Source organism: Desulfovibrio sp. X2, assembly GCF_000422205.1.
Lineage (GTDB): Bacteria > Desulfobacterota > Desulfovibrionia > Desulfovibrionales > Desulfovibrionaceae > Alkalidesulfovibrio.
The window spans coordinates 16917-38653 of sequence record NZ_ATHV01000035.1 but is presented as its reverse complement, the minus strand read 5'-3'; the positions used below and the strand labels follow the sequence as shown (position 1 = coordinate 38653).

The window sequence follows — 21737 nt, the reverse complement described above, 5'->3', positions numbered from 1 at the left end:
GCATCGGCCGTCGCGCCCCGCAATCCCTTCTCCCCGCCCGTCCGGCCCCGCATCCCGCCTCATATTCGGCTCCGCATCCCGCCGCATCCCCTGCCGCGTCCCCTGCCCCCGCCTTTCCCGCCGCTTTTCGGCCCGGCGTTGCCCGGTTCCCCTCCGTCCCCGTCCTCCGGCTCCCGCCCCGCCCGGCCCGTGGCGCGCGTTGACTTCGGCCGCGCCTTCCGCCATACGATGAGGGGTGTTTTCCCGCCACCGCAACAAACGGAGAAGGCCATGTCCCTGACCGAGAGCCCGGCCTGGAAGGCGCTCGCCGAACATCGCGAACGGATGCAGGACGTGCACATGCGCGACCTCTTCGCCGCCGATCCCCGCCGCTTCGACTCCTTCCACGCCACCCTGGACGACATACTCTTCGACTATTCCAAGCACCGCGTGACCGGCGAGACCATGCGCCTGCTTTTCGACCTGGCCCGCCAGGAAGACGTGGAGGCCAGGCGCGACGCCATGTTCCGCGGCGAGAAGATCAACGTCACCGAGGACCGCGCCGTGCTGCACGTGGCCCTGCGCAACAGGAAGAACACGCCCATCCTGGTGGACGGCGAGGACGTGATGCCCGGCGTGAACGCCGTGCTGGAGAAGATGCGCGCCTTTTCCGAGGCCGTGCGCTCCGGCTCCTGGAAGGGCCACACCGGCCGCCCCATCCGCGACGTGGTCAACATCGGCATCGGCGGCTCGGACCTGGGGCCGCAGATGGTCTGCCAGGCGCTGACCCCCTACGCGCGCCAGGGCATCGACGTGCACTTCGTCTCCAACGTGGACGGCACCCACATCATGGAGACGCTGCGCCGCGTGAACCCCGCCACCACGCTCTTCATCGTGGCCTCCAAGACCTTCACCACCCAGGAGACCATGACCAACGCCCACACCGCGCGGGCCTGGCTGCTCTCCGCCGCGGGCGGCGACCAGGCCGCCGTGGCCAAGCATTTCGTGGCCCTGTCCACCAATGCCGAGGCCGTCACCGAGTTCGGCATCGACACCGCCAACATGTTCGAGTTCTGGGACTGGGTCGGCGGCCGCTACTCCCTGTGGTCGGCCATCGGCCTGTCCATCGCGCTGTACGTGGGCATGGAGCGCTTCGAGGAGCTGCTGGCCGGGGCCTTCGCCGTGGACGAGCACTTCAGGAGCGCGCCGCTCGAGAAGAACATCCCGGCGATCATGGCCCTGCTCGGCATCTGGTACGGCAACTTCTTCGGCGCCCAGACCCTGGCCATCCTGCCGTACGACCAGTACCTCTCGCGCTTCGCCGCCTACTTCCAGCAGGGCGACATGGAGTCCAACGGCAAGCGCGTGCGCCTGGACGGCACGCCCGTGTGCTGCGACACCGGGCCCATCGTCTGGGGCGAGCCCGGCACCAACGGGCAGCACGCCTTCTATCAGCTCATCCACCAGGGCACGCGCATGATCCCGTGCGACTTCCTCGTGCCCGCGCGCTCGCACAACCCCGTGGGCGACCACCACCAGATCCTCGTCTCCAACTTCCTGGCCCAGACCGAGGCGCTGATGCGCGGCAAGACCGCGGACGAGGCCCGCGCCGAACTGGAGAAGCAGGGCATGTCCGGCAAGGAGCTGGAAAAGCTGCTGCCGCACAAGATCTTCCCGGGCAACAAGCCCACCAGCTCCTTCCTCTTCCAGACGCTGGACCCGCGCACCCTGGGCAGCCTCATCGCCCTTTACGAGCACAAGATCTTCTGCCAGGGCGCCATCTGGGGCATCAACTCCTTCGACCAGTGGGGCGTGGAGCTGGGCAAGCAGCTGGCCAAGGCCATCCAGCCCGAGCTCGTGGGCCAGTCCCCGGTCACGAGCCACGACTCGTCCACCAACGGGCTGATCGGCTGGTACAAGAAGCTCAGGTAGGGCGGGAGAGAGAACAGCGCCGGCCGGATGGCCCGGAGAGAAGGGCTGAAAGCCGAAGGCTGAAGCGTGGAGTCTGAAGACTCCAGACTGAAAAGATCGACGACGAACGGCCGGGATTCTGGAGACGGAATTCCGGCTGTCTTTTTTTGTGCGGCGGGGAGGGAAGAGGAAGACTGGAAGATGGGAGAGAAGAGGCGGAAGAGGCAAAGACGAAAGGCGGGAAAGGCATGGCGGTTGAAGAGAACCAGGATGCGAAGGGGGTTAGGGGAGGCCTGGCCGGCCTCCCCCCCGCACCGCTTTGCGCCTCCCGCACCCCCCTCGGCTATGGCCGAGTCCGTGGCGAGGGAGGATGGCGCGGCGGCTGCAGGCTCGTCGGCCGCCGCCGGGGAGGTCGATGCCGGTCTCTGCCAAGGCGCAGCCCCCACCCCGCGGCCGTGCGCTCGCACGCTTCGCGCACAGCGAGCTCCCCGCGTCAGGTGTGATGCCGCCTCGTCGGGTCGAGCTGCACGGTCGGTGTCCCGCGCGGACGCGCGGGATTTTTTTGATGGATATAACTAGAGGTTGTATAAATACTATTTTGTCTACAGGCAGATAAGATTATAATTGATTGGTCCCGTTATTTATCCATCTACGCGCAAAGTGCCATCCTGCAACGCAACAAGGTGGAACTAGACAATTGGCAATATACATGTCGCTATCCCAATGATAAAAAAAGACCCCGAATATTTTAAAATTACCAATAGTTCTGAGCGATACGTACAGTATCCATACAAGGGAAAAAATAATAAACTTTCGTTTCCGTTTTGATAAATTTTTTTTTCTAAAACCTATCCTCTTTTTGTCATTCTCTTCGTTATTGGATGAAAAACTGAATGTATCTTGTTGAGATATATTGTTGCTTAATGAAAAAAAATTATTAAATATGCTGATAAGTTCTTGTGGAATGGAATCTAGTTTGTGGACGTGTCCCCACTCTGCATATTGGCAATGTAGTGTTTCAAATGTTTGAACAAGCTCTTGCGATGGTGCATTGCAATGTGCAAAATATGTTTTCCATGCATTTCTTACTTTTAATATTTCATCATCAGTCAATTCAGTGGCTTTTGAATTGAGCCAATAGCGGACAAAATTAGCTCTATTGATAATGTCTTTTTTTGAGGTGGTTAGAGATTCTGAAAGTAGATTTTTTATCAAAAAAACTCCTGTTTGAAGAATAACATCGTCGCAAGGGTCTATAAAAAGATGCTCTTTTTCAGGATGCATAGCGGATTACCTTGTAATATTGGCATACCAAAAAATATAAAAAAATAGATACAAAATTATTTAATAAATGTACAGTAAAATTAGGCCTAGGAAGTATTCTCTCGAAGCGGCCGTGCGCTCGCACGCTTCGCGCACAGCGAGCTCCTCGCGTCAGGCGTGATGCCGCCTCGTCGGGTCGAGCTGCACGGTCGGTGTCCCGCGCGGACGCGCGGGAGACGGGGAATTTTTGTCTTGGAAGGACAGCGGCGAGCGCGAGGAGGGCCAAGGGCATGGCCGGACATGCTCTTGTCTCTCCTTTGCCGAGAGTCTTCTTTTGCGCTCGCTGGTCTTCGTGCAGGCAAAGGAGATGGTGGCGGGCCGGATTTTTCGCCGTCCGGCGGAAAAAACGGCCCGGTCTGTCACGACTCCTCACGGCGCACGACCGCCCCTGCCGCACCCGTTCCCCCAGGGACCTCCACGCCCAGGTCGCTTCTACCCGTCCATCCCAGGTTCCGCATGCGAAACGGGTCCAGGCTCAGCCTGGCGAGGGGAGAGTCCAGAGAGGGGGCGCGGAGCCCCCTCTCTGGCCGCCGGAGGCATCTTGTCGTTGTCTTCCCGACTTCCGGGCCTAGCGTCCCGCCTGCTCGCGCAGGGCGGCGGCGATGTCTTTGCTCAGGCGGTCGAGGAGGCGGCTTTCGGCCATGACGAGGGCTTCGTAGCCGCCGGTGTCGGTGTGTTCGCGGTAGGAGACGGAGCGGGTGAGGGGCTTGGCCTCGGCGCCCGATCCGCCCGATCTGGCAGCCCCGGCAGCTCCGGTCGCGGCGGCCTGGGCGCGGTGGTCGCGGATGACGAAGCGGGCCTCGAGCACGGCCTCGCCGCCGGGTTCGCCGTCCAGGCGCTGGATCTCGCCCTTGACCACGAGGTCTGCGTCCGCGCCCGCGCTCCAGGGCACGATGTTCACGTCCGAGCCCGCGAGGAGGCGGGCGACGTTCTCTGTGACCACGCGGGTGGCGCTGTCCTCGAGCGGCTCGGCCCAGCGCTCGAACTCGGCCATGTGCACCTGCACGCCGCTGCCGCGGGTGACGATCTGCGGCCGGTTCAGGTACTCGGCCAGGCGCAGCGGGGCGATGGAGGCGCGCAGGGGGGCGAGCATGGGCTTGCCCGTGTCCTGGGGCGCGGGGCGGTAGTCCGGGTTGGTCGTGGCCACGGGCATGTAGAAGCGCGAGTGCGCGGAGGCGCCGCAGCCCGCCAGGGCCAGGGCGCAGAGGACCAGGAGGCAGGCGGCCCCGGTTCGGAGGGCGCGCGGGACGCGGGTGGTTTCATGGCTCATTGTCCGTCTCCTTTGCCGTTCAGCAGGGCCTCGGGGTGGCGCTCCAGGTAGTCGGCCCAGACGCGCAGGGAGCGCGAGGCCGCGGCCAGCTCGCGCAGGGCCTTGCGCAGGTCGGTCATGACCTCGGAGTTCTCCGCGACCGCGCCGCCGAACTTGTCCACCGAGCTCTTGGTGGCCACGGTCAGCTCGTTCACGTTGGCGAGCACGGTGTCCGCGCGCGCGGCGAGCTGGTTCAGGGAATCGAGGAGCCTGGCCGTGCGCCCGTCGCGGAAGTCCTGGTCCAGGTTCACGGCGAGCTGGTCCACGTGGCCCACGGTGCGGTCGATCCTGTCCGCCAGGGGGGCACCCTTGGCGTTCAGCATGGCGGCCAGGCGGTGCATCTCCACCAGGGTCTTGTTCAGGTTGACGATGGACTCGCGCAGGTCGGGCGAGTTGACGAGGCTGCTGACGCCCTTGGCGGCGTCGGCCACGTCCTTGCCGATCTCCTTGATGGGCACGGTCTCCAGGGACTGGGCCAGCTGGTCCATGGGCGAGGGCACGGTGGGCAGCTCGGGCACGGAGCCGTCGCCGCGGAAGCGCGCGGGCGTGTCGGGCATGAAGGCGAGCTCGATCATGAGCTGGCCGGTGACGAAGCTCTGCATGGTCAGGCGGGCGCGCAGCCCTTTCTCGATCAGGATGTCCACGATCCTGTCGTCGCGCGGCATCTCCTCCATGGACTTGCCGCTGGTGGTCTGGATGGTGCTCGGGTCGATCTCCACGGTGACCGGGATGCTGAGCTCGAGGGTCTTCGGGTTGGCCACGATGCGCACGGAGGTCACGGAGCCGATGCGCACGCCCTTGAAGACCACGGGCGCGCCGGTGTTGAGGCCCGCCACGGAGTTGTCGAAGTAGAGGACGAACTTCTTCGTGTGCTTGAAGAAGCGGCCCGAGCCGAAGATGACCAGGGCGCAGATGACGAGCCCGATGGTGATGATCACGAACGCGCCGACGATCGTGGCGTTTGCCTGCCTGCTCATGGCTGCTCCTTGCTGCCGCCGCACGTGTCCGAGCCGTCCCGGGTGAGGAAGCGGACCACCTTGGGATCGCCCGCGCCGAGCATCTCGGACGGCGAGCCGTGCGCGACGGCCGTGCGCGAGTCGATGTCCAGGAAGATTCCGTTGGTCCCGATGGCGAAGATGCTGGCCAGCTCGTGGGTCACGACCACGATGGTGGTCCCCAGGCTCTCCCTGATCTCCTGGATCAGGTCGTCGAGCATCTTGGCGCTGATGGGGTCGAGCCCGGCCGAGGGCTCGTCGAAGAAGACGATCTCCGGGTCCAGGGCCAGGGCGCGGGCCAGGCCCGCGCGCTTGCGCATGCCGCCGCTGATCTCCGAGGGCGAGAAGTCCTCGAAGCCCGCGAGCCCGACCAGGGCGAGCTTCAGCTCGGCCAGCTCGCGGATCTCGGCCGGGGAGAGCGTGGTGTACTGCTCGAGCGGCATGGCCACGTTCTCGGCCAGGGTCATGGAGCTCCACAGCGCGCCGCCCTGGTAGAGGATGCCCACGCGGCGCATGATGGCGGCCCGCTCGTCCGGGGCCGCGCGGGTGAAGTCCTGCCCGGCGTAGCAGATGGAGCCCGCGGCGGGCGTGATCAGGCCGGTGAGGGCCTTGAGCAGGGTGCTCTTGCCGCAGCCGCTGCCGCCCATGATCAGGAAGACGTCGCCGCGCTCGACGGTGAAGTCCACGTCGCGCATGAGCACGAAGGAGCCGAAGGAGATGGTCAGGCCGGTGACCGAGATGTGGGGCGTGCTTCGGGTCCCCGGGGCGCGGAGGGCGGTGTCCTGCATGTCCGGTCCTCCCTATATCCCCAGGAAGTCGCAGACCGCGGTGATGATGGCGGTGGCCACGACGATGCTGACGATGCCGGTGACCACGGCCGAGGTGGTGGCCTTGCCCACGGCCGAGGCGCTGCGGCCGCAGGCCATGCCCTGCAGGCAGCCGCAGAAGGCCACGAGGACGCCGAAGACCGTGGCGTGCACGAGGCCGATCCAGAGGTGGGTGAGGCTGAAGGCGCTCTGGGTGGCGTGCAGGTATGCCAGGGGGTTCAGGCCGAGCATGACCGTGCCCACCACGAAGCCGCCGACCATGCCCATGAGGTCCGCCCAGACCGCGAGCAGCGGCATCATGACCAGGAGGGAGAGCATGCGCGGCAGCACCAGGTGCTCCACGGGCGAGACGCCGAGCGTGGTCAGGGCATCCAGCTCCTCGTTGACCTGCATGGTGCCGAGCTCCGCGGCGAAGGCGGCGCCGGTGCGGCCGGACATGATCACGCCGGTCATGACCGCGCCCATGACCCGGACCATGGCCACGGTCACGAGGCTGGCCACGTAGATCTGCGCGCCGAAGAGGCGCAGCTGGATGGCGCCCACGAAGGCCAGGATGAGCCCCACGAGGCAGCTGATGAGCGAGACGATGGGCAGGGCCTCGATGCCGGTCTGCTGCATCTGCAGGAGCAGGTCGCGGCGGCGGAAGGCTGCCCGGCCGCCGAGAAGGGCCAGGAAGGCGAGGCAGATCTCCCCGGTGAAGCCGAGGACAGTGCGCCCGGAGGCGGGCACGGCCAGGGCGGCGCGGCCCACGAGCTCGACCACGCCCGTGCGTTTCTCGTCCTCCCCGCGCCGCGCGCCCTCGCGCTCGGGCACGGCCAGGGCCAGGGCGGTCATGCGGCGCAGGCCGTCGGGCAGGCCGGAAAGGTCGTCCCGCACGCCCGCCGCGCGCGCGGCCTTCACCAGGCGCACCACCAGGGCCAACAGGCTGCTGTCCCACTCGCCGATGCCTTGGTCCTCGAAACGCAGGACCCCGGCCCCTCCGTCCGCGATCTCGGCGAGCAGGGTGGCGTCGGTTCGGCGCGCGCCGTCTTTCCGCGCACCCCGCCGCGCCTTGGCCCGCGCGTCTTTCCGCGTTTCTGCCCGCGTTTCTGCCCGCGTTTCTGCCCGCGCCTTGGGGCCGCCGTCCAGCAGCCAGTCTCCGGCCAGGGAGACGGCTATGGCGTCGCCGCTTCTGCGGTGGGTCAGGGACGGGGCTGTCTGGTGCATGCGAATGGTCTCCGGGGGGCGTGCGGCAGTCTGCGTGCCCACGGCCAGTCCAACATATACGCTGTTTGAAGACTTCGCGTCCAGAGCGAAGAGACATCGCCTCCTGTCGCGGGCCGGATCCGGGGGCATGGGGCCGATGGAGCCCGTGCTGCGGCCTGGAAGAGGGGGGCGCCGATCCGATTGCGGCTGACATGGGCCCCCGTGCCCTGTATACCGGCAGGAAGGTCCGCCGCGCGCTCGGGCGTGTTGCAGGCGGCGGGCGTCCAAAGGAGGTGCGCGATGCGCGTGAGACTCGTCGGGCCGTGGCTGGCGGCCCTGTTCCTGGCCCTGGTGCTGCTCCCGGCCCCTGTTCCGGCCGCGAGCACTGCCGCGAGCACTGCCGCGAGCAAGGCGGCGGACACGGCGGCGGAGCAGGCCGCCCCGGCCACCGCATGGTCCATCGACCCGGCCCACTGCTCCGTGAACTTCACGGTGCGCCACATCTTCGTGAAGATCCCCGGCCGCTTCGCAAGCTATTCCGGCACGGTGCGCTTCGACCCGCGAAACCTCGCGGGCAGCCTGATCGACGTGCGCATCGACGTGGCCAGCATCGACACCTTCGTGGCCAAGCGCGACGAGGACCTGCGTTCGGCCGACTACTTCGACGCGGCCAGGTACCCGGAGATCAGGTTCACGAGCGGGAGCATAGAGCACCGGGGCGGCAGTTCGTACGTGGCCCGCGGCAAGCTGACCGTAAAGGACGTGACCCAGGACTTCGCCATGCCCTTCACCTACTTCGGGGAAAAACCGAGTCCCATCATGCCGGGCAAGACCGTGGCCGGGTTCGAGAGCGACTTTTCCGTGAACCTGCTCGCCTTCCACGTGGGCGACGGCACGGCGCAGAAGCTCGGGGCCATGGGCCGGACCGCGAACGTCGCGCTGTACATGGAGCTTTTGCGCTAGCAAGACGGCGCGGGCGCGGGACCCGGCGTTCCCCCTTCGGGGCTGCGCCTCAGGGCTTTTCCAGGCGGATGCGCGTGTCGTAGTAGGCGGTGCCGTTGCCCACGGCCGAGACCATGTCCAGGGTCAGCTCGTTGGCGCCGAAGCCCTTGGAGTTCCAGCCGCCGCGCGGCAGGTGCGCGGTGTCCGGCCGCATGCGCTCGTCCGTGACGATCCGCACCCGGAGGCTGCCCGCCTCGCTCACGGCCAGGGCCTCGTCGCCGTCGGCAAGGCCCATGCCCTTCGCCTCGTCCGGGTGCAGGGTCAGGGGCGGCAGCCCCTCGAGCTCGGGCGGCGGCAGCTCGGAGCAGAGCCAGTCGCGCGGCGAGGTGGTGAGCAGCGTCAGCGGGTATTCGCGCGCGTCGCAGAGGGGCGCGGGCGTCTCGACGGCGGTCATGAAGCGGAAGCGGCCCGACGGCGTGGGGTAGACGCCGTCCGCGTAGGGCACCATGGGCGCGTCCAGGCGCAGGGGCCGCGCCAGGCAGTCCTCCACCGTGGCGTGAAGGCTCTTCAGGGTGGGCGCGAGGATGGCGGAAAGCCACTCGCGGTCCGGCCTGCGCATGCGCTCGCCGAAGCCGAGGCGGTCCGCGAGGTCGAAGTAGACCTCGTGGTTGGGCCTGGCCTCGCCGCGCGGGGGCGCGGCGCGGTTGACCGGGCCGATCCAGTTGTGGCCGTAGGAGGCGACCACGTCCTCGATCTCGAGGAAGGTGGTGGCGGGCAGGACGAGGTGGGCGCGGCGCGCCGTGTCGTCCAGGAAGTGGCCCATGACGCAGAGGAAATCGAGCGATTCGAGGGCCCGGGCCACGAGGGCGGAGTTGGGCGCCATGGTCGCGGGGTTGCCCGCGCTCACGAGCGCCGTGGTCACGCGCGGGGCGTCGGCCGCGAGGATCTCGTGGCCGATGCGCGGCATGAGCAGGCGGCGCAGCGGGGGATGCACGTCCTCGCCGCTCACGGACCAGTCGTAGGGGCCGTACTCCTCGAAGCCCTGGCTCACGCCGCCGCCGGGCACGCCCATGTTCCCGGTGAGGGCGCTGAGGCACATGATGGCCTGGATGGCCTGGTGGGCGTGCACGTGGCGGTGCAGCCCCCAGCCGAGCAGGACGGCCGCGGGCGCGCCCTCGGTCATGGCCTCGGCCAGGGCGCGCACGTGGCCCGGCCGCACGTCGGAGAGGGCGGCGCACTCCACCGTGGACAGCCCCTCGACCATCTTCCTGAAGGCCTCGAAGCCCTCGGCGTTGCCGCGCGCGAACCTCTCGTCCGCCAGGCCGCGCTCCAGCACCACCCTGGCCGCGGCCAGGGCCAGCCAGGCGTCGCCGCCCGGGCGGACCGGGATGTGCAGCCCGGCCATTTCGGCGGTCTGCGTGGGCAGCGGGTCGATGACGATGACCTTGCCGCCCTTCTTCCTGATCTCCTGGATGACGGGCACGAGCCCCACGGCCGTGACCGCGGGGTTGCGGCCCCACAGGACGAGGGTCTGCGCGTTCCTGTGGTCGTCCGGGTCGTGGGAGACGCGGCTGCCCACGCACAGCTCCATGGAGGCCTGCCCCGTGCCGCCGCACAGGGTTCCGGTAAGCCCCGTGACCCCGCCGAACTCGCTCCAGAAGCGCATGTTCAAAAGCTTCAGCGCCGTGCGCTCGCCGAAGCCCTGGTAGTGCAGGATGGAGGCGTTGCCGTCCCTCGCGGCCGCCTCGCCCAGGCGGTCGGCCAGCTCGTCGAGGGCCTGCTCCCAGGTCACGCGGGTGAAGGCGGTGCTGCCCGGCGCCCGGCGCAGCGGGTGGAGCACGCGTTCCGGATGGTTGGAGCGGGCCAGGAAGCGGGGCACCTTGTTGCAGTGCAGGCCGCGCGTGTACGGATGGCCGGGGTTGCCGCGAATGGCGGTGACGCGCTGCCCGTCGCTCTCGGCGAGCAGGCCGCAGGAGCAGGGGCAGTCCCTGGTGCAGGTGGTGACGACGGAAGGCATGGCTAAGTCCTCCAGGTCCGCGGCCGGGGCTGCCCTGGCCGCACTGGCTGCAGTATTGCAATCAACCGGGTATCGGGCAATACTATTTATCCGGATCGACAGCGGGCGAAACACGCGGTCCGCGTCGGGGGGACGCGCGCGCCGCATCTGCCGAGGTGCGACATGCCACAGTCCGGGAGCGGGCGGATGCCCGCGCTCGATGAGACCCTTTACGCGCGGTTCTTCCTGCTCGACGCGCGCGACCTGACCATCCTGCGCGCGGGCGGGGGCGTCTCGAGCCCTGCGCCCGCCGGGCCTCCCGCAGACTCTTCCGAAGAAAGCATCGACGACATGCTCGTGGAGCTGCCCCTGTGGCGGCTCGTGCCGGACATGGGCGAGCAGGGGCTGCGCGCTGCCCTGGCCCCGCTGCTGGAGGGCCGGGCGCGCGAGGTCTCGTTTTCCCTCACGCTGCACATGCCCGAGCCCGAGACCCCGGCCGAGGAGACCGAGCCCGCGCGGGCCCTGGCCTGGGCCCTGGACGACGCCTTTCCCGGAGCCCCGCCGCGCATCCTGCTGGCCGTGTGGCGGCCGGGCGGGGCGCCGCGCCCGGGACCGGACGCAAACGCCACCCAGAGCACCTTCCTGGCGGGCCTGAGCCACGAGGTGCGCACCCCCCTGACCGGCCTCCTGGGCCTCGGGCAGCTGCTCCTGGAGACGCGGCTCGAGCCGGAGCAGCGCTCCTACGTGCGGCACATGCTGGGCGCGGCGCGCGGGCTCATGCGCATCGTGGACGATGCCCTGGACGTGGCGGCCATGGAGGCCGGGCGGCTCTCCCTGCAGGACAGGCCCTATTCCCCGGCCGAGATGGTGCACGACGTGGCCGGGCTCTTCTCCGGCCAGGCCTCGGCCAAGGGGCTCACGCTCGCCGCCTCGGCCTCGTCCGACCTGCCCGGCCTGGTGCACGGCGACGGCGGGAGGGTGCGCCAGGTGCTGCACAACCTGGTGGGCAACGCGGTCAAGTTCACGGCCGAGGGCGGCGTGGAGGTGGAGGCGGACGTGCTGCCTTCCGGAAGCGGTCCGCCCGACGGCCGGGCAGATGGTCGGGCAGATGGCCGGACGGATGGCCGGGCAGATGGACAAGCGGGCGGGGAGCGGCGCCTGCACTTCGTGGTGCGCGACACCGGGCCGGGCATCCCCGAGGTGCTGCAGGCCGCGGTCTTCGAGCCGTTTTACCAGATAAAGGGCCAGATAACGGGTCAGATAGAGGGTCAGACAGGGGGGCAGGGCGCACAGGCGCGGCCCGCGCCCTCCGCGCCGCCGCAGTCCGATTTCCAGTCCAAGGGCACGGGCCTCGGCCTGGCCATCTGCAAGGGCCTCGTGGAGCGCATGGGCGGGGTCATCCGCCTGGAGAGCGCGGTGGGGCGCGGCAGCGCGTTCCACGTCGAGCTGCCCCTGCGCGAGGATGCCTACGGCGCCCCCTTCGGGCCGGAGCCCTTCACCCTGCGCGACGGGGCGCAGGCCGCGTCTTGCGGGGCGGCGGCCGAGAGCCTGGCGGGCCGGGCCCTGCGGGTGCTGGTGGTGGACGACAACCGCGTCAACGTGCTGGTCACGCGCGGGCTCCTGCAGCGCATGGGCTACACGGCGCTCGGCGCGCTCTCCGGCGAAGAGGCCCTGGAGATCCTGTCCGGGGAGCCGGTGGACGTCGTGCTCATGGACATCTCCATGCCCGGCATGGACGGCCTGGAGTGCCTGCAGCGGCTGCGCGAGGGCGGGGCGGGCGAGGCCAACCGCGGCGTGCCCGTGGTGGCCGTGACCGCCCACGCCATGAAGGGCGACCGCGAGCGCTTCCTGGGGCTCGGCATGAACGGCTACCTGGCCAAGCCCTTCGAGGCCGGGGACCTGGCCGAGGCCGTGCGCGGGGTCCTGGGCGACAATTCGGACGATCCCGCACGCGGCGCCGCGCCGCAGCCGGACGCCGAGGACAAGGGCTGAACGCCGAGGAGGCGGCAATGGCGGAAAAGATCCCCGCAGGCGGCACGGACCATCCCGGGCGCGGCGACTGGCCCGTCATCCCGGACGAGCGGGAGGCGGACCTCATCGGCCTCGACCTCCTGGACCACGCGGACGGCCCGGACCTGGTGCTCTTTCTCGCGGGCAACCAGTTCATGGCCGTGCCCGAGCTGCTCGAGGCCTTTCGCGCCGCGCACCCAAAGGTGCGGCGCATCTTCTGCGAGACCCTGCCCCCGCGCCTGGAGCTGCGCCAGATCCTCTCGGGCGGGGCGTGGTTTCGGGGAAGGCTCGTCACCGTGGTCCCGGACTGCTGGGCCACGGTCTCCGAGGCCGGGGTCGCCGCCCTGGCCGAGGCGGGCCGCACCGAGCGCGGGCAGTGCCGGGCCTATCTGCGCAACCGCGTGGTCTGCCTGGTGCGCGCGGGCAACCCCAAGGGCGTGGCCGAGGTCGCGGACCTGGCCCGGGCCGACGTCGTGGTCTCGCAGCCGAGCCCCGTGCACGAGGACATCGCGGAGCACATCCTCGCCATGTACCGCGCGGCCGGGGGCGAGGCGCTCGCGGCGCGGATCATGGAGGAGAAGCGGGAGGCCGGGACCACCCTCCTGACCACGGTGCACCACCGCGAGACGCCCGAGCGCCTGCTGGCGGGCACGGCCGACGCCGGGCCGGTCTGGGCCACGGAGGCGGCGCACGCGGCGGCGCTCGGCCTGCCGCTCGAGGCGGTGGAGTTCGGCGAGGGGCTCGATCAGCGCGGCCGGGTGCGCTACTTCCTCTGCCCGGTGCGCGGGGGCGCCCATCCGGAGAACGGCCGGGCCTTCATGGACTTCGTGCGCTCGCCCGAGGGCCGGGCGATCTACGCCAAATACGGCTTCCTTCCCGTGTAGCTAGGCGCGTTCCGCCACGCCGCCGCCCGTGCGGCACGCCTCCACCCAGGCTATCTCCCGGACGATGGACTCCGTGACCGTGGCCGTCTGCAGGTCGGGCGGCAGCACGCTCCAGGTGTAGGTCTCCACCTCCATGGGTGTCTCCTTGGGAAAGAGGGGCAGCGCGGCCGAAAGGAAGGCCTGGGTGCTCGCGCACTCGGGCAGCTCGGCCAGGAAGACGGGCAGGTGGAAGTGCACGCGCCACGACTCGATCGGCGCGGCCTTTTCGTCCGGCGCGGCCGAGGCGGCCAGGGCCTCGGGCAGGTCGTCGAAGCGCGAAAGCGCGCCGTCCGCGCGCCGGGCCACGGCCTGGTGCAGGTAGACCGGCTCCGCGAAGCGGGCGAGCCGGGCGAGGTCCGGGCCGTCCAGGTGCAGGGCAGAGGAGACCTGCACGTGGCCCACGGGAACCTGCGCCGAGGCCAGCAGGGCCAGGGACTCGGCCGGGTCCTCGTACTGCAGGGCCTGGTGGCAGCAGTCGTAGCACAGCGCCAGGTGCGCGGCCGCGTCCCTTGAGAGCCCCGGCTGCGCGCGGAAGTCCGCGAAGAAGCGGGCCGCGTCCGCGGACGTCTCCAGCAGGCAGCCGGGCTCGGGCTCCAGGGAGAGGCGGATGAAGCGGCCGGTTTGCTGCGCCAGGGCGTCCAGCTGCTCCAGCACGCCGCGCAGCCGCGCGTAGGCCTGGGGCAGGTCCGAGGCCGGGAACCCCTTGCGGAAGCCGAGCGGCACCGAGGAGATGGAGCCCGCGCCGCCTTGCGGCAGAAGGCGGTCGAGAAAGCGCGCCAGGCGCAGGGTGTAGGCCGCGCGCTCCGGATCGCGCCAGTCCGGCAGGTAGACCTGCTCCTTGACCGGCGCGTGGTGGAAGCGGCCGTAGGGAAAGCCGTTCACGGTGCGCACCGAGAGCCCGTTTTCCGCCAGCCAGCCCGCGAAGCGCGCGGCCTCGGCGTCGTCAAGCTCCCGGCTGGCCGTGCCCGAGACGCGCAGGCCGATGGGGAAGGGGGCCTGCGCGTCGCAGGCGTTGCCCGCACAGGCCGCGCGCACGGCCAGGCCGTGGTGGACAAGCGCGTCCAGGGCCTCGGCCCAGGTCTCGCCCGGGTGGATGTTGGTGCAGTAGGTGGCGGGGCAGCGGGCCGCGCGGGAACTCATAAACGGGCTCCCGTGGTCCCCGCGGCCGGGTCCGTGGCCGCGCGCAGCCGCTCGGCCAGCATCCCGGCGGCGCGGCGCATGAGCCCCGCGTCCACGCGCTCCACCTCCACGCGCCTGCCGATGCCCGTGATCAGGCTCAGCTGCAGCCTGCCGCCCAGGTGCTCGCGGAACGACTCTATGGAGCGCTCCACGTCGAGCGTGGCCAGGGCCGGGTGCCACAGCGCGAAGCCGAGCCCGTCCAGGAGCGTGAGGATGCGCTCGGCCGAGGCCGCGTCGAGCATGCCCGCGAGCACGCAGTAGAGGCTGTCCAGCGCCAGGCCGAGGGCCACGGCCTCGCCGTGGCGCAGCTCGCCGCCGGTCAGCTCCTCCAGGGCGTGGGCGCTCCAGTGGCCGAAGTCCAGGGGCCGCGCCGAGCCGAACTCGAAGGGGTCACCCGCGGTGCGGATGTGCGTGAGGTGCAGGTCGGCGCAGCGGATGACCGACTCTTCCAGGGCCGAGGGGTCCAGCGCGGCCAGGGGGGCGCGCAGCTCCTCCAGCCGCGCGAAGAAGGCGGCGTCGCGGATGAGCGCCACCTTCACCGCCTCGGACAGGCCCGCGCGGCGCTCGCGCTCGGGCAGGAGGTCCAGGAAGTCCAGGTCGCTGACCACGGCGAAGGGCGGGGCGAAGGTGCCCTCGTAGTTCTTGCGGCCGAAGCGGTTCACGCCGTTCTTCACGCCCACGCCCGCGTCGTTCTGGCCGAGCACCGTGCTCGGCAGCCGCACCAGGCGCACGCCCCGGTGCGCCAGGGCCGCGGCCAGCCCCACGGCGTCGAGCAGCGCGCCGCCGCCCACGGCCAGGATGAAGGACTGGCGGCACAGCCCGCCGCGCAGCACGCTCTGCAGCACGAGGTCCACCAGGGCCTCGTCCGCCTTCACGCGCTCCCCGCCCCCGGCCACGATGGGCGGCTCGGCCAGGCGCAGGAGGTCGGCGTTGTCCTCGGCAAAGGTCTCGAGATCGCGCACGATGGAGGGCCGGGCGCGCACGAGCCCCTGGTCGATGACGGCGAGCGTCCTGTGCGGCCCGGCCCCGCCCTCGGCCAGCACCCTGGCCAGGGCCGGGTTGCCGGGGCGGAACACGCCGCGCGTGAAGACCACGGGAAACTCGAAGCTGACCTCGATGCGCTGGCGCAGCGTCACCGTGCCGTCCGTTGCCCGGGCATTATCGCGGGCCATGTCGCGGGCCGCGTCCCGGCCGCTCGCGTCCGCCGGGCCCGCCGCCGCGCTTCCCGAAAATCCTCTGCCCGCGGCCTTTGCCGCCGTCCTGCCGCCCATGCTGTCGTTCGTCCTGTCCATGCGCTGCTGCGTTCCCCTGTGCTGTCTCGCGAGAATATGACGGCCCGCGGCCGTCTCCGCCGACCATACCAGCCCGGCCGGTCGAGAGGAAGCCGGAAGTGGAAAAAGCCGCGCCGAAAGGCCCGCGCCGGGAAAGGGGCGGGGACGGGAACAGCGGGGAAAAGGGATGCGGGGAAAGGCGCCCGGCCGCGGCCGGGCGCCCCTCCCCGCGGGGCGGGGTGTGGAAGGAAGGAGGAAGGAAGGCGAGGCGCGGGGCGCACGAGCGCCCCGCGCGGGAATCCTATGGTCGTGTCGTCGCGGGCCTCCCCTAGAGCTTCATGATGTAGCAGAGCGCGTAGTACGGCGGACGGTTCTCGTGCGCCCCGCCCGAGCCCGCGTTGTTCAGGGACATGGTGTGGGAGTGGGCACCGGCGGATTGCGTCGTCCTTTGGTGAGCAGAGGTTGCGTCACCACCGGTGCAGAGATCCCAGGTTCCATCGGAGGAGGTGGAGACTCCAACTGGGCTGATGGTGTGCGTGTGCGCCCCGGCGGAGCTGGAGCTGCCCGTGTGCGTGTGCACCGGCATCTCGGCCTGGGTCAGGGTGTGGGTGGCCTCGCCGCCGGTCGCGCCCACGGCGTAGCCGCTGCCCGCGCCGACCACGAAGCGGTTGCGCAGGTCGGGCGCGCCGTTCGTGCCGTCGCACAGGGCCCAGCCCGTGGGCACGGCGCTCACGGCGCCGGACCAGAGCACGATCACGCCCGCGGGCAGCAGGGAGAGGTCGGCGGCGTTCCTGGTGGCCAGGTCGCCCAGCCCCAGGTCCGCGCGGGTCTCCTCGGCCGTGCGGTACTCCAGGCCGTCCTCGCCCGTCTTCTGGCGCATGTACTCCCCGCCGTGGCCCGTGCCGGAGGGCAGGCCGGCGGCAAAGGCCAGGGCCTCGTCGCGGGCGGTCTCGGCGGCGGACTGGGCCGCTTCGGCGCCGGTCTGGGCGGTCTGGGCGGCGTCACGCGCGGCTTCGGCCGCGTCCTTGGCGGAGGAGGCGCCGTTCGCGGCGGACTGGGCCTCGTCGCGGGCCGTCTCGGCCGCATCCTTGGCGGCCTCGGCGCCGGTCTGGGCGTTCTGCGCCGCGCTCTGGGCGGTCTCGGCCCCGGCCTGGGCGGCCTGGGCAGCGTCACGCGCGGCCAGGGCCTCGTCGCGGGCGGCCGCGAAGTCGTCGTAGGACAGCGACGTGCCCGCGCTGGGCGAGGACTTCACGCAGCGGTCGATCTGCTCCTGGAGCTGCTGGTCGATCATGCGCGAGCGGTCGATCTCGCGCTCCAGCTGCCCGGCCAGGCCGCCCACGTCCGTGTCCTGGACGATGATGAGCTCGCGCAGGACGGTCAGCAGCTTGCCCGCGGCCAGGGGATCGCCCGAGGCGGGGCAGGTCACGGTGCCGGTGGCGCCGTTGCCGCCGCCGACCAGGTAGTCCGTGCCGAGGGTCAGGGTCTGCGGGGCCGAGCCGTCCGCCTCGGACACGATGACCACGAGGTCCGTGTCCTTCAGGAACTCGAAGGGCACGGCGAAGGCCTTGGTCTGGCCGTCCGTGGGGTACTGCACGCGGTTGGTGGTGGTGTCCAGTGTCATCGGGTCTCCTTTTCCGGCCTTGGGCCGGATGTTGCGGACGCCTCCCGCGCCCGCCCGCGCGGCCCGCGGCGGCAGGGGCGGGGCGCGCCGCCCCGGGGATGGGGCGGGGGCGTCCACGTGTCCCGAGAGTGTAGGGGGCGCAAAACGGCCCGGGCGCGTAAGGGCGCCACGGGGCGCGCGGGGGCGCGTCCGGGGTGTTGACGGCTTTCGCGCGCCTCCCCCCGGCTGCTGTTTCGCCAGTTTTTCAGATATGTTGCCCGGGCTGGCCCGGGCAGGGAGGGGCCGCGCGCAGCGGCGGCGCATTGCGAATCATTGCGAAATGTTGCGGCAGGGGCAGCGAAAATATCACGAATCGAGGTTGTCATCCTGTAAAATCGGCGCGTTGCCGTTGGAAGTTTCCAGATTTCAAAAGCCTCCCGCAGTGCGCAAAAGATGCGGCCGGACAGGCGGAGGCCCCGCAGCATGTTGAAAAGAGGCATGAATTCATCGCAACCGCGTGTGATGGTTCATGTTCGACGGAAATGACGCCCGGGTGGACAGAGGGGGCGGATTGCTGCATGCAAAAGGCAGTGTACCGTGATCGCGGCCTGCGGCAGAGCCGTACGGCGGCCCGCCCCGCAGTGTCGCGGCCGGAAGGGAGAGGCGCATGTCCCGATCCTCGTTGCCCACGCTGCTCGTTCTTGCGGCCTGCATCGTCTTCTGCGCCCCGTGCGCCGCGCGCGCGGCGTCCAATGCGCAGGACGCGATGCGCGCCTGCCCGCGGATACGCTACTCCACCAATCCGCACTACCCGCCCTACGACTGGATCACGGCCCAGGGCGCGTTCGAGGGCGCGAGCATCGACCTCCTTAAGCTGGCCGCCCCGAAGGGGGTGGAGCTGGTGCCTGTGGTCACGCCGTGGAAGCGGGCCATGTACCTGGCGCAAAAGGGCGGCATCGACCTGCTCGTCAGCCTGCGCATCCGCCCGGAGCGCTCGGAATATCTCGAGTTCACCACGCACCGCGCCTTCCCGAACCCCATCGTGGTCTTCGCCCGCAAGGCGGGCGGCTTCGCGTTCAGGAGCTGGGACGACCTCGAGGGCAGGAAGGGCGGCATCAGCCTGGGCGACACCTTCGGCAACGGCTTCGACGAGTACTGGCACGAGCATCTGCGCATCGACGAGGCCGCGGACATGGACTCCAACTTCCGCAAGCTCGCCGCCGGGCACATCGACTACTTCGTGACCGGCCTCTACGTGGGCGAGGCCTACCTGGCGACGCACGATCTCGGGCAGCCCATCGTCGCGCTGAGCCCGCCCATATCGGACCAGGACATCTACTTCGGCTTCAGCCGCCGCTCGCCGTGCGCGGCGTGGGTGGGGGAGTTCAGCCGCAACCTCGAGCGGCTCGACGAACAGGGGATTCCCGAACGGCTCCTGCAGAAGCATCTGCGCCGCTTCCAGGAGCACTCCGTGAAGCTGCCCGAATAGACGCGCGGCGAGCACTGCATGAACCACATGGACGGCAAGAAATCCCGCGACGCCTCGGGCGCCCTCGCCGGGCGGCCCGGCCGGATAGGCCGCAGGCTGCTCTGGCGGGTGGGGCTGGCGAGCCTGCTCGCGGTCCTCGTGCTCACGGGCGTGCAGGCCGCGCTGCTCTACAGGGGCGAGATCGAGACCGTGCGCAGGCACCTGACGCTCATCGAGCACACCCAGCTCCAGGGAATGGCCAAGTCCCTGTGGAATTTCAACGACCAGATGCTGGCCGCCGAGCTGGACGGGGTGCGCAACTTCCCGGGCATCTCCTACGCCGCGGTGATCGTGGACGGCCGCGTGCTCGCGTCTTCCGGGGCGAGCAGGGACGTCGGCGTGCTCTCCGAGGAGCTGCCCATCGTCTACGTGGACCGGGACGGCCTCCACCCCCTCGGCTTCCTGCGCCTGCAGGCGGACACCACCGGGATGCGCCGCGAGGTGCTCGCGAAGAGCCTTTCGAGCCTGCTGCTCTTCGCGCTCCTCGTCTGCTCCGTCGCGTTCTTCATCTACCTCTTCTTCGAGCGCATGGTCACGCGCCACCTGACGGACATCGCCGACCGCCTGGGCGCCCTGTCCTTCGACGGCGGCAGCCGCGAGCTCTCGCTCGACAGGAAGACGAGGCCGGGCGACGAACTGGACGTGATCGTGGATTCCGCCAACACCATGTTCAGGGAGATCAGGCGGAGCTACGAGCAGCTGAACGGGAACCGCAGGCTGCTCGAATACGTCCTGAACACGGTGCCGCAGTCCATCTTCTGGAAGGACAAGGACCTGGTCTACCGCGGCTGCAACGCGGCCTTCGCGCGCGACGCCGGGCTCGCCTCCCCGGCCATGATCGTGGGCAAGACCGACGCCGACCTGCCCTGGAAGCCCGAGGAGGCCGCGCGCTACAACATGGACGACCGCTTCTGCATCGAGACGCGCCGGGCCCGGCGGCACATCCGCGAGCCCCAGCGCCGCGCCGACGGCGAGGAGGTCTGGATCGAGACCAACAAGCTGCCGATGCTGGACGATGCGGGCGAGGTCGAGGGAGTGCTCGGCGTCTACGAGGACATCACCGCCAGGATCCGCGCCGAGGAGGAGCTGACCCGCTCCAAGGAGGAGGCCGAGGCGGCGAGCAGGGCCAAGTCCGTCTTCCTGGCCAACATGAGCCACGAGATCCGCACCCCGCTGAACGGCATCCTGGGAATGCTCCAGGTGCTGCGCGGCGAGATAGGGGACGAGGCGCAGCTCGGCTACGTGGATCTGGCCGTGAAGTCGTCGCGGCGGCTTTCGGAACTCCTGTCCGACATCCTCGACCTCTCGCGCATCGAGGCCGGGAAGATGCAGGTGGAGGAGGAGGTCTTCGGGATCTCGGAGCTCGGCATGTCCGTCCTCGAGACCTTCGACGTCCCGGCCATGGACAAGGGCCTGCACATCACCGTCCGCACGGACTCCGGCCTGCCCGCCCAGCTCTCGGGGGACGTGGGCAAGATCAAGCAGATCCTCTTCAATCTCGTGGGCAACGCGGTCAAGTTCGCCGACTCGGGCACGATAACGGTGGAGATGTCCGCCCTGCCGTCGCGGGGCGGCGACGTCCTGCCGGTCCTCTTCGCCGTCACGGACGAGGGGCCCGGCATCCCGGACGAGCTGCTGGCCGACATCTTCAACCCCTTCGTGCAGGGCGAGGAGAGCTTCGTGCGCAGGTATCAGGGCGCCGGGCTCGGCCTGTCCATCGTCAAGCGCCTCGCGGAGTGCATGGGCGGCTCCGTGGCCGTGGACAGCGCCGTGGGACGGGGCACTTCCGTCTATTTCTCGCTGCCCCTGCACGCGGCCGCGCCCGGGGCGCAGGCCGCGGAGCCGGTCCCGCCTCCTTCGCCCGGGCCGGGCGGGAAGCGGCGCGTGCTGGTGGCGGAGGACGACTCCGTGACCCGGCTCGCGACCAGAAAAATCCTCGAGCGCGAGGGCTACGAGGTGGAGGTCGTCAAGGACGGCCTGGAAGCGCTCGCCATGCTCGCGGACGCCTCCTTCGACCTCGTCCTCATGGACATCCAGATGCCGCGCATGGACGGCGTGGCGGCCACCAGGGCCATCAGGTCCTCGGACCGCTACGCGCACCTGCGCGGCGTGCCCATCGTGGCCATGACGGCCTACGCCATGGTCGGCGACCGGGAGAAGTTCCTCGACGCGGGCCTGGACGACTACATCGCCAAGCCCATCGAGCGCAAAGCTCTCGTCGCACTCGTCGCGCGCCTCCTCCAAGGGCAAGGGCGCTGAAAAGGCGGCGTCTGCTGCGTTGCTGCGGAAGAGGCAAACCCTCACGTAGGCGGACTACGCGTCGGGCTTGCCTCTTCCTTGCGCCTTGCATCCGCCACCTTTTGAGCGCCCTTGGGGGGGAGAGGGCCTGCCGTCGGCCCAAGGGCGGCTGAAAAGGCGGCGTCTGCCGCGTTGCTGCGGAAGAGGCAACCCCTCGCGTAGGCGGACTACGCGTCGGGCTTGCCTCTTCCTTGCGCCTTGCATCCGCCACCTTTTGAGCACCCTTGGGGGAGGCGCTGTTGGCCCGGGTCCGCTGCAAAGGCGCCCTTGGGGGGGAGGGGGGCCTGCCGTCGGCCGGGGCTGCTGAAAAGGCGGCGTCTGCCGCGTTGCTGCGGAAGAGGCAAACCCTCACGTAGGCGGACTACGCGTCGGGCTTGCCTCTTCCTTGCGCCTTGCATCCGGCACCTTTTGAGCGCCCTTGGGGGGAGGGTGTTTTCACACGGCAATTTTCATCTTCGACT

The 21737-nt window shown here is 69.7% G+C and carries 15 protein-coding genes; 6 read left to right on the top strand and 9 right to left on the bottom strand.

The window, feature by feature from the left end; genetic code table 11:
* Window positions 1-270: 270 nt before the first annotated feature.
* The gene (gene pgi, locus DSX2_RS11685) at window positions 271-1911 is read left to right on the top strand and encodes a glucose-6-phosphate isomerase (protein WP_020881306.1); all 1641 of its coding nucleotides are present in this window, start codon (window positions 271-273) and stop codon (window positions 1909-1911) included.
* Window positions 1912-2508: 597 nt separating this feature from the next.
* On the opposite strand, the gene DSX2_RS18365 is transcribed toward pgi, so the two are convergent.
* The 5 genes from DSX2_RS18365 to DSX2_RS11665 form a co-directional block, all read right to left on the bottom strand.
* On the bottom strand, window positions 2509-3174 hold the full coding sequence (locus DSX2_RS18365) for a hypothetical protein (RefSeq protein WP_152512928.1): 666 nt from the start codon (window positions 3172-3174) through the stop codon (window positions 2509-2511).
* Between the two features lie 607 nt (window positions 3175-3781).
* Complete coding sequence (locus DSX2_RS11680; RefSeq protein ID WP_020881305.1) at window positions 3782-4483, bottom strand: membrane integrity-associated transporter subunit PqiC; 702 nt, start codon at window positions 4481-4483, stop codon at window positions 3782-3784.
* Window positions 4480-5499, bottom strand: coding sequence for an MlaD family protein (locus tag DSX2_RS11675; RefSeq protein ID WP_020881304.1), 1020 nt, complete (start codon window positions 5497-5499; stop codon window positions 4480-4482). Before DSX2_RS11675 ends, DSX2_RS11680 begins: the two co-directional genes overlap by 4 nt.
* Window positions 5496-6305: an ABC transporter ATP-binding protein gene (locus DSX2_RS11670; protein WP_020881303.1), complete on the bottom strand. Its 810-nt coding sequence runs from the start codon at window positions 6303-6305 to the stop codon at window positions 5496-5498. Before DSX2_RS11670 ends, DSX2_RS11675 begins: the two co-directional genes overlap by 4 nt.
* Before the next feature lie 12 nt (window positions 6306-6317).
* Window positions 6318-7550: an ABC transporter permease gene (locus DSX2_RS11665; RefSeq protein WP_020881302.1), complete on the bottom strand. Its 1233-nt coding sequence runs from the start codon at window positions 7548-7550 to the stop codon at window positions 6318-6320.
* A gap of 279 nt (window positions 7551-7829) precedes the next feature.
* On the opposite strand from DSX2_RS11665, the gene DSX2_RS11660 reads away from it, so the two are divergent.
* Window positions 7830-8492, top strand: a complete 663-nt coding sequence (locus DSX2_RS11660; protein ID WP_020881301.1) for a YceI family protein — start codon at window positions 7830-7832, stop codon at window positions 8490-8492.
* A gap of 49 nt (window positions 8493-8541) precedes the next feature.
* Here the strand turns inward: DSX2_RS11660 and DSX2_RS11655 are convergent, their stop codons facing one another.
* The gene (locus tag DSX2_RS11655; protein ID WP_020881300.1) at window positions 8542-10488 is read right to left on the bottom strand and encodes a molybdopterin-dependent oxidoreductase; all 1947 of its coding nucleotides are present in this window, start codon (window positions 10486-10488) and stop codon (window positions 8542-8544) included.
* 186 nt (window positions 10489-10674) lie between these two features.
* Between DSX2_RS11655 and DSX2_RS11650 the strand changes: the two genes are divergently transcribed.
* A complete protein-coding gene (locus DSX2_RS11650) occupies window positions 10675-12459 on the top strand; it encodes a response regulator (protein ID WP_020881299.1) in 1785 nt (594 codons plus the stop codon).
* A gap of 17 nt (window positions 12460-12476) precedes the next feature.
* Window positions 12477-13361: a substrate-binding domain-containing protein gene (locus DSX2_RS11645; protein WP_020881298.1), complete on the top strand. Its 885-nt coding sequence runs from the start codon at window positions 12477-12479 to the stop codon at window positions 13359-13361.
* Here the strand turns inward: DSX2_RS11645 and eboE are convergent, their stop codons facing one another.
* From eboE to DSX2_RS17680, 3 genes are all read right to left on the bottom strand, one after another.
* Complete coding sequence (eboE, locus tag DSX2_RS11640) at window positions 13362-14540, bottom strand: metabolite traffic protein EboE (RefSeq protein WP_020881297.1); 1179 nt, start codon at window positions 14538-14540, stop codon at window positions 13362-13364.
* Window positions 14537-15871, bottom strand: a complete 1335-nt coding sequence (locus DSX2_RS11635) for a 3-dehydroquinate synthase (protein WP_020881296.1) — start codon at window positions 15869-15871, stop codon at window positions 14537-14539. The genes eboE and DSX2_RS11635 overlap by 4 nt, the downstream gene beginning before the upstream one ends.
* Window positions 15872-16178: 307 nt before the next feature.
* Window positions 16179-17471 (bottom strand): hypothetical protein, encoded by a 1293-nt coding sequence (locus DSX2_RS17680; protein WP_020881295.1) that lies wholly within the window; start codon window positions 17469-17471, stop codon window positions 16179-16181.
* A 646-nt stretch (window positions 17472-18117) separates the two neighbouring features.
* Here DSX2_RS17680 and DSX2_RS17675 point away from each other — a divergent pair.
* Window positions 18118-18939 carry an ABC transporter substrate-binding protein gene (locus DSX2_RS17675; RefSeq protein WP_020881294.1) on the top strand — a complete coding sequence of 274 codons (822 nt, stop codon included), beginning with the start codon at window positions 18118-18120 and terminating at the stop codon, window positions 18937-18939.
* A gap of 18 nt (window positions 18940-18957) precedes the next feature.
* Window positions 18958-21237 carry a response regulator gene (locus DSX2_RS17670; protein ID WP_020881293.1) on the top strand — a complete coding sequence of 760 codons (2280 nt, stop codon included), beginning with the start codon at window positions 18958-18960 and terminating at the stop codon, window positions 21235-21237.
* Window positions 21238-21737: the final 500 nt, after the last annotated feature.

Coding starts and splice junctions, on each gene's coding strand:
- pgi (WP_020881306.1), top strand. CDS start 271: ATGTCCCTGACCGAGAGCCCGGCCTGGAAGGCGCTCGCCGAACATCGC.
- DSX2_RS18365 (WP_152512928.1), bottom strand. CDS start 3,174: ATGCATCCTGAAAAAGAGCATCTTTTTATAGACCCTTGCGACGATGTT.
- DSX2_RS11680 (WP_020881305.1), bottom strand. CDS start 4,483: ATGAGCCATGAAACCACCCGCGTCCCGCGCGCCCTCCGAACCGGGGCC.
- DSX2_RS11675 (WP_020881304.1), bottom strand. CDS start 5,499: ATGAGCAGGCAGGCAAACGCCACGATCGTCGGCGCGTTCGTGATCATC.
- DSX2_RS11670 (WP_020881303.1), bottom strand. CDS start 6,305: ATGCAGGACACCGCCCTCCGCGCCCCGGGGACCCGAAGCACGCCCCAC.
- DSX2_RS11665 (WP_020881302.1), bottom strand. CDS start 7,550: ATGCACCAGACAGCCCCGTCCCTGACCCACCGCAGAAGCGGCGACGCC.
- DSX2_RS11660 (WP_020881301.1), top strand. CDS start 7,830: ATGCGCGTGAGACTCGTCGGGCCGTGGCTGGCGGCCCTGTTCCTGGCC.
- DSX2_RS11655 (WP_020881300.1), bottom strand. CDS start 10,488: ATGCCTTCCGTCGTCACCACCTGCACCAGGGACTGCCCCTGCTCCTGC.
- DSX2_RS11650 (WP_020881299.1), top strand. CDS start 10,675: ATGCCCGCGCTCGATGAGACCCTTTACGCGCGGTTCTTCCTGCTCGAC.
- DSX2_RS11645 (WP_020881298.1), top strand. CDS start 12,477: ATGGCGGAAAAGATCCCCGCAGGCGGCACGGACCATCCCGGGCGCGGC.
- eboE (WP_020881297.1), bottom strand. CDS start 14,540: ATGAGTTCCCGCGCGGCCCGCTGCCCCGCCACCTACTGCACCAACATC.
- DSX2_RS11635 (WP_020881296.1), bottom strand. CDS start 15,871: ATGGACAGGACGAACGACAGCATGGGCGGCAGGACGGCGGCAAAGGCC.
- DSX2_RS17680 (WP_020881295.1), bottom strand. CDS start 17,471: ATGACACTGGACACCACCACCAACCGCGTGCAGTACCCCACGGACGGC.
- DSX2_RS17675 (WP_020881294.1), top strand. CDS start 18,118: ATGTCCCGATCCTCGTTGCCCACGCTGCTCGTTCTTGCGGCCTGCATC.
- DSX2_RS17670 (WP_020881293.1), top strand. CDS start 18,958: ATGAACCACATGGACGGCAAGAAATCCCGCGACGCCTCGGGCGCCCTC.